Genomic DNA, 6,202 nt, shown 5'->3' on the forward strand with positions numbered 1-6,202 from the left:
AGACGCAGGCAACAGTAGATGTAGAAGTTTCTAGATGCAATTAGTTTAGCTAAATTAATTAAGTGATGACAGATTTCACTATACCAGCATCGGATGAATTCTTGTATTTCACGAGACATAAATTCATCTCAATAAAACTTACAAAATCTTTAAAGAAGTATAAATAACTTGACAACAACTCTACAATATTTAACTTCTATCAAGAGTAAGGATACTTGCTTAAGCAGGCTTTTTCTGTATAGCCTTTGGTTTCCAGCTTATGGACGGTAAAGTGCAAGAAATGACATTTGCAATTTCGAGCTTGAAACTCGGAATTTCGAGTTCGGAACTTGAATTTTCGAGTTTGGAACTCAAAGCTTCAAACTCAGAACTCAAAACTTTGAGATCGACTAAATCCGCGACTTGACAAATTTTTCCAATCTATCCATTCCCTTTTCAATTGTTGCTAAATCTGTAGCATAGGAAAGGCGAATATTGTCATCAGCACCAAAGGCGATTCCAGGAATGACTGCGACTTGCTCTTTTTCTAGCAAGCTGTTACAAAAATCTAGAGATTTTAGTCCTGTTTTGCTGATGTCGGGAAATAGGTAGAACGCGCCGTCTGGTTTTGGACAACTCAATCCAGGGATAGCGTTGAGTCTTTCATACATGACTTCTCGCCGTTTGGCGAAAGCTTGGCGCATTTGTTCTACACAATCTTGGGAAGATTCCAAAGCGGCGATCGCCCCATATTGAGCAAAGGTACAGACGTTCGACGTACTATGGCTTTGGATGGTAATTGTTGCTTTAATTAAATCAACAGGTCCTGCCAAATATCCAATCCGCCATCCTGTCATCGAATAAGCTTTAGCAAACCCATTGCTGATAATAGTTCGTTCAAAAATCTCTGGTCCTAGTACACCAATGCTGATGTGTTTTGCACCATCGTAGAGAATTTTCTCATATATTTCGTCGGAAACAACAAGAATGTCAGCTTCAACAATAATTTGGGCGATCGCCTGAATTTCCTCTGGTGTGTAAACCATACCAGTGGGGTTAGATGGCGAGTTGAGGATCAAAAGCTTTGTCTTAGGCGTAATCGACTGACGCAACTGTTCTGGTGTGATTTTGTAACCAGTGGAAGCATCTGTCGGAACAATGACAGAGACTCCACCAGCAAGCGTCACCATTTCGGGGTAACTTAACCAGTAAGGCGCGGGGATGATGACTTCATCTTCTGGTGAAATCAGCGCCAGCATTAAGTTAAACAGAGAATGTTTTCCACCGTTGGTAACGATAACATTTTCTGCCTTGTAATCAAGACCATTCTCAGTTTTTAACTTGCGAGCAATGGCTTCTCTTAACCTTGGTTCCCCAGATGCGGCTCCATACTTAGTTTTACCTTCGTCCAAAGCCTTCTGTGCAGCAGCTTTGACGTGCGCTGGGCTGTCAAAATCTGGTTCTCCAGCGCTAAAACTACAAACATCAATTCCTTCTGCCTTCATTGCCTTAGCCTTGGCTGCAATAGCTAAGGTTATAGAAGGTGCTACTTGACTTACTCGTTGTGCCAGCTTCATCGTCACTCGTTTGGCAAACTTCTGACTTTCTTTAGAATATCTCACAAATTCTCTTGATATTTGTCTCTTAAGAATTCCTTTGTTGATTCAAGGCTCACCTCAAGACTTCTGGAAAAAACTGCATATCAGCTCACCAGGATCGTTATGCTCAAATGGCAAAGCAGTTCCATCTCGCTGAACCTTCACTCTAGAGCGACAATTATAAACTTCAATCGGTCTTTTCACACCATCTACGCTCACGGCTGCTCTGTATTCCCAATAATTTTTCGCGCTTCGTTGAATACTCAGAATGCAGATTTGATGAGCATCCCGATTGCGACACACCAATGCAAGAGATGGAAATGCTACTGACAAAAACAGTATTAATAGTAACACGAAAGCAATAGATTTTCTCATGCTCATACTTGATACAAAAGTAGGTTGAAAACCGCTTGCCTTATACTTTTACACAAGCTTTAAGAAGATTAAATAATATTTAATTGATTCTTCCTGGACAGTAACAATTTTTTTGTTTAGGTTATATGTAATATACTTAAGTACAATAATGACACATAATAACGAAGAACTGAAAGATAAAGTAGAAGGTGCAGCATTAGTTGCTGGAGGAGGTGCAGCTGGTGCTGGTGTATCAGCAGTCGTTGGCGGTATGGGATTAGTTGGAGGTTTTGGAGGCGTAGCAATCGGTATGGCTCCTGTGACTGCTGCTGGTGCAGTTATTGGCACAGCTGCTTATGGAGCTAAAAAGGCAATAGAAGAGGGAGACGCCACAGCGATAGGTGCCGTCGCAGGAGGAGCAGCCGTTGGAGTAGGAGTTTCTGCTGTCGTTGGAGGTATGGGTTTAGCTGTTGGAGGAACTGCTGTCGCGATTGGTGCTGCTCCAGTTGTAGCAGCTGGTGCGGTAGTTGGACTCGCAGCTTATGGTTTGAAAAAGCTGTTTGATAAGTGATGACAAGACAGCCTCCCAATCCTGTCCAAAAATTAGTGCGTGGTTTGATTCGGGATTTGATTCATCAAGCTAATAGTGAAAAAGCTGGTAAATCCAAAAAGCCAAAGGTGAAAAAGTCTGCTACTACTAAATTCCGAGTTCAACCAAAGCAAGATAATACTAAACGCTCCCGCCACATTCCCGCATCAGTTCGCGTGTTGGTTTTACACAGAGACGGTTACAAATGTGTTTTTTGTGGTTGTACTAGTCAGCAAGTGCAATTAGAAGTTGATCATATCGTGCCTTTTTCTAAAGGTGGCAATAATGACCTCAACAATTTACAAACGTTGTGTAGAGATTGCAATCGTGGTAAAGGAGCACGTTTCTTGAAAAAGTAAGACTGAGTAGAATTAATATTATGTTATTTGATGTTTTTCAAGCAGGAATTTCCTTATTTCGTGAAGTACATGAAACCCGATGGAATCCTTATGGTTTAGAAGGAGACATTTTGCTATTTTTTCGGGATTTCAAAAAATCAGTTGACTCCAAAGACGTACAAAGACTTCAAAGCTTAATATCTGACAATTATTATAGTAACTCTTATGTACACCAGAATAAACAACAGCTTATTTCCTGGTTTCAGGGAGTCTTTCAAAAAATGCCATCGTTTTTATATCCTTCTCTAGAAATCGAAATATGTAAAGCACCAGAAGTCAGAAGTGAGGATACAGTTTATCTTGTCATCAGACCGACTCTGAATATTCACATTTTAGGAATTAATTTAGCATCTCAATTATTTGGAACTAATAATAGAATAGCTATGCTGATAGAAAAAAATACCAATTCTGGTTTATTTTTTCTTATCAATATGGAAGAAGTTTGATAACAAATTGAAAAATAAGAGTGAAAAAAACACAAAAAATTGGTTAAGTTTGGAAACAAAGTAATACAACAACTTGGACAAGTAAAAATATGGCTTACGTACACGAAATCAAATTCTACATCAGCAGCGAATCTGGCAAATTAAAAGTAGCTCTCTATGACAAACCTCCAATTTTTTGCAACGAATTCTGGATCAAGAATGTTGATGCTTCAGAGATGGGTTTCACTTGCATACCAGATGGTTTGAAGCTTGAACAAAAATACAAAGTAGAAGTACTTGGTATCAAGCCTTTTCATGCTTCTAAGCCGGAATTTGATTTTATTGACAAATGTGCTGAAGCAGCTTTTTACGCAGCTAAGCAAGCAGCTATACAGGCAGTCATACCCAATCCGGGTTTACTACCTCCTTTGTGAGCTATAGAGTGTGAGTAGCTTAGGTAACTGAAACTACAGGGGACGACAAAAAGTGACACAAAACTCCAAAACTGGCGCAGCATTTATTGCCGGAGGAAGCATAGCAGGCGCTGGTGTTTCTGCAACAGTAGGCGGGATGGGATTAGCCGGAGGATTTGGAGCTGTTGGAATTGGGACAGTTCCTGTAGTTGGTGCTGGCGCTGTCGTTGGTGCTGCTGCTTATGGTGCGCTCAAGGGAATAGGAGAGGGAGATGCAGCGGCTTATAGTGCAATGGGAATTGGCGCAATAGGCGGTGCTGGTGTTTCTAGCGTTGTCGGTGGTATGGGATTAGTCGCACCCAAAATAGGTTTAGCTTTTGGTATTGGTACAGTTCCTATGGCAGGAATTGGTGCTGTGGTTGGACTCGCCGCTTACGGTATTGCCAAGTTACTCGACGAAACCGGAACAAGAGAAACACCAGCACAGGTTTTCGACAGAATGGAAGAGAAAATCTTGCAGATGGATGCTTATTCTGCAGCCGTGATGGAGTTAGAGGCATTTTTAACTGGTGAAGATCTCAACCAAAAATTTGCGGCTTTGGAAGTTGAGGATGAGTTACAGATGCTCAAGAAAGAATTACACAAAAAAACTCAAACCTCTCCTCCTAACATCAAAACAGAAGTTGTCTTTCCCAAAGAAGCATCATCTGAAACTTGGAGATGTGTGCAGACTCTGTGGGGACATACAGCTACAGTGAATGCGATCGCCATCACTCCCGATAATCAAACTCTAGCAAGTGCAAGCAATGACAGAACAGTTCGTCTATGGAACTTAAAAACAGGAAAATGGCTTTACACTTTCGCGGGGCAAGAAGAAGCGGTTTTATCTGTTGCTATCAGCTCTGATAGTAAGACACTTGTCAGTGGAGGTGTCGCTCGTAAAATCAGCAGTTGGTATTTAGACACAAAAAAATTTAACCGTACACTCTTCTATTTAAACTCTCCCTACAGTCATACTGGCTTTGTTTACTCAGTTGCTTTGGGCCCTGATGGAAAAATTCTAGCAAGTGGTAGTGCCGATAAGACTATCAGAATTTGGGGACGATACACAGGAGAGCTAAAACGTACCTTAAATGGACACTCAGATGCTGTTTTGTCTGTTGCTTTTAGTCCGATCCCCCCAACCCACGCCAGGTGCTACAACGGGGGGAACCCCCCGCAGTCGCCACAACGGGGGGAACCCCCGCAAGGCGCTGCTCTCCGCAACGCACTGGCTCCCCTTAATAAGGGGGGCGAAGGGGGGATCGTTGCCAGTGGAAGCGCCGATAAAACTATCAGAATTTGGGATTTAAAAAATTGGGGGCAATCTCATATTATCAGAGGACATTCAGGAGCAGTGAACACAGTTACTGTCAGTCCTGATAGTCAAACTCTAATTAGTGGTAGTACAGACACTACCATCAAACTGTGGAATCTCCACACTAGAGAATTGCTCAAAACTCTAAATGGACACTCAGCATCAGTTGTATCTGTTGCGATAAACCCAGATGGACAAACTCTTGCAAGTAGCAGTGTAGACGGTATCATTAATATTTGGAATTTACAAACTGGGCAACTGCTACAAACTCTTTCTGGATGCAGTCCCGTTACCTTCAGTTATGATGGTAAGACACTGGTGAGTGGTGGAAAAAGCGGCACCATTAAGATTTGGCGTCAAACCTCTAGCAGTGATGAATCGATGCTTGAGTTTGTACCATCTGGGGAATGGTGGGAAGTTTTGGGTGTAGAAAAGACTGACAATCCAAAGGATGTAAAAGATGCTTACCTGAGATTAGCAAGGCTATATCATCCTGATGTCAACAGTTCTACCAACGCAAAAGCTGCAATGCAAGCAATTAATCAGGCTTATAAAGAGTACCGCCAAAAATTTATGAGAGGATATTTGAGAAGTTAAAAAAGTGTTCATTATCTTTTATTTATAGGACTCCTATTTGATACCAAAATCAGCAATGTAAATCTTCCGTTTTGGGTTAACGTATAAGAATTGGAAGATAATCCATTTCAGAAAATTGCTTTTTCCAGCGCCAGACACCCCAGCTACTAGGCGATGGGGAATTTCACTCCAGCTAGATATTACAGGATTATTTTCATCATCTAAACCAACTATATATTCGTCTTTTGTCATCAGGTGTTTATAGTTGTTGAAGATTTCCTCAGCAGTACTGTTACGCAAGCGAGTTGTCGCCATACCCGGAACTGGAGTATTCCCAGGAATGACAAGGCGGAAGAATCCACTCATTTCTTCGAGTGTTGCAAGACGGTGTAATGGTTTTAAGTCTTTTATTTGTGCAAGAAGAAGCTTCCGTTGAAGAAGTAATTTTTATTTAGGTTACAGTTCAGTATGCTTGCCCACAATTTTCGTACAACCCCACCCCGATTTTGTCTG

At 41.4% G+C, this 6,202-nt stretch carries 8 protein-coding genes; 5 read left to right on the forward strand and 3 right to left on the reverse strand.

The annotated features are described in order from the left end of the window. Window positions 1-389 precede the first annotated feature (389 nt). Together DP117_RS22805 and DP117_RS22810 are read right to left on the reverse strand one after the other, a co-directional pair. On the reverse strand, window positions 390-1,556 hold the full coding sequence (locus tag DP117_RS22805; RefSeq protein WP_169220531.1) for a pyridoxal phosphate-dependent aminotransferase: 1,167 nt from the start codon (window positions 1,554-1,556) through the stop codon (window positions 390-392). Between the two features lie 99 nt (window positions 1,557-1,655). Further along, window positions 1,656-1,958, reverse strand: a complete 303-nt coding sequence (locus tag DP117_RS22810; RefSeq protein WP_169220522.1) for a hypothetical protein — start codon at window positions 1,956-1,958, stop codon at window positions 1,656-1,658. Between the two features lie 142 nt (window positions 1,959-2,100). Between DP117_RS22810 and DP117_RS22815 the strand changes: the two genes are divergently transcribed. The 5 genes from DP117_RS22815 to DP117_RS22835 all read left to right on the forward strand — a co-directional run bounded on the left by DP117_RS22815 (window position 2,101) and on the right by DP117_RS22835 (window position 5,710). Further along, window positions 2,101-2,502, forward strand: a complete 402-nt coding sequence (locus DP117_RS22815) for a hypothetical protein (protein ID WP_169220523.1) — start codon at window positions 2,101-2,103, stop codon at window positions 2,500-2,502. Continuing rightward, complete coding sequence (locus DP117_RS37350; RefSeq protein WP_169220524.1) at window positions 2,502-2,879, forward strand: HNH endonuclease; 378 nt, start codon at window positions 2,502-2,504, stop codon at window positions 2,877-2,879. The genes DP117_RS22815 and DP117_RS37350 overlap by 1 nt, the downstream gene beginning before the upstream one ends. Window positions 2,880-2,899: 20 nt before the next feature. Continuing rightward, window positions 2,900-3,364: a hypothetical protein gene (locus DP117_RS22825; RefSeq protein ID WP_169220525.1), complete on the forward strand. Its 465-nt coding sequence runs from the start codon at window positions 2,900-2,902 to the stop codon at window positions 3,362-3,364. Window positions 3,365-3,453: 89 nt separating this feature from the next. After that, complete coding sequence (locus tag DP117_RS22830) at window positions 3,454-3,777, forward strand: hypothetical protein (RefSeq protein WP_211176289.1); 324 nt, start codon at window positions 3,454-3,456, stop codon at window positions 3,775-3,777. Window positions 3,778-3,829: 52 nt separating this feature from the next. Continuing rightward, entirely contained in the window at window positions 3,830-5,710 is a 1,881-nt protein-coding gene (locus tag DP117_RS22835) for a DnaJ domain-containing protein (protein ID WP_339381382.1), read from the forward strand. 33 nt (window positions 5,711-5,743) lie between these two features. On the opposite strand, the gene DP117_RS22840 is transcribed toward DP117_RS22835, so the two are convergent. Then, window positions 5,744-6,055, reverse strand: coding sequence for an FtsK/SpoIIIE domain-containing protein (locus DP117_RS22840; protein WP_169220526.1), 312 nt, complete (start codon window positions 6,053-6,055; stop codon window positions 5,744-5,746). Window positions 6,056-6,202 lie beyond the last annotated feature (147 nt).

It is taken from the genome of Brasilonema sp. UFV-L1, from assembly GCF_012912105.1.
Lineage (GTDB): Bacteria > Cyanobacteriota > Cyanobacteriia > Cyanobacteriales > Nostocaceae > Brasilonema.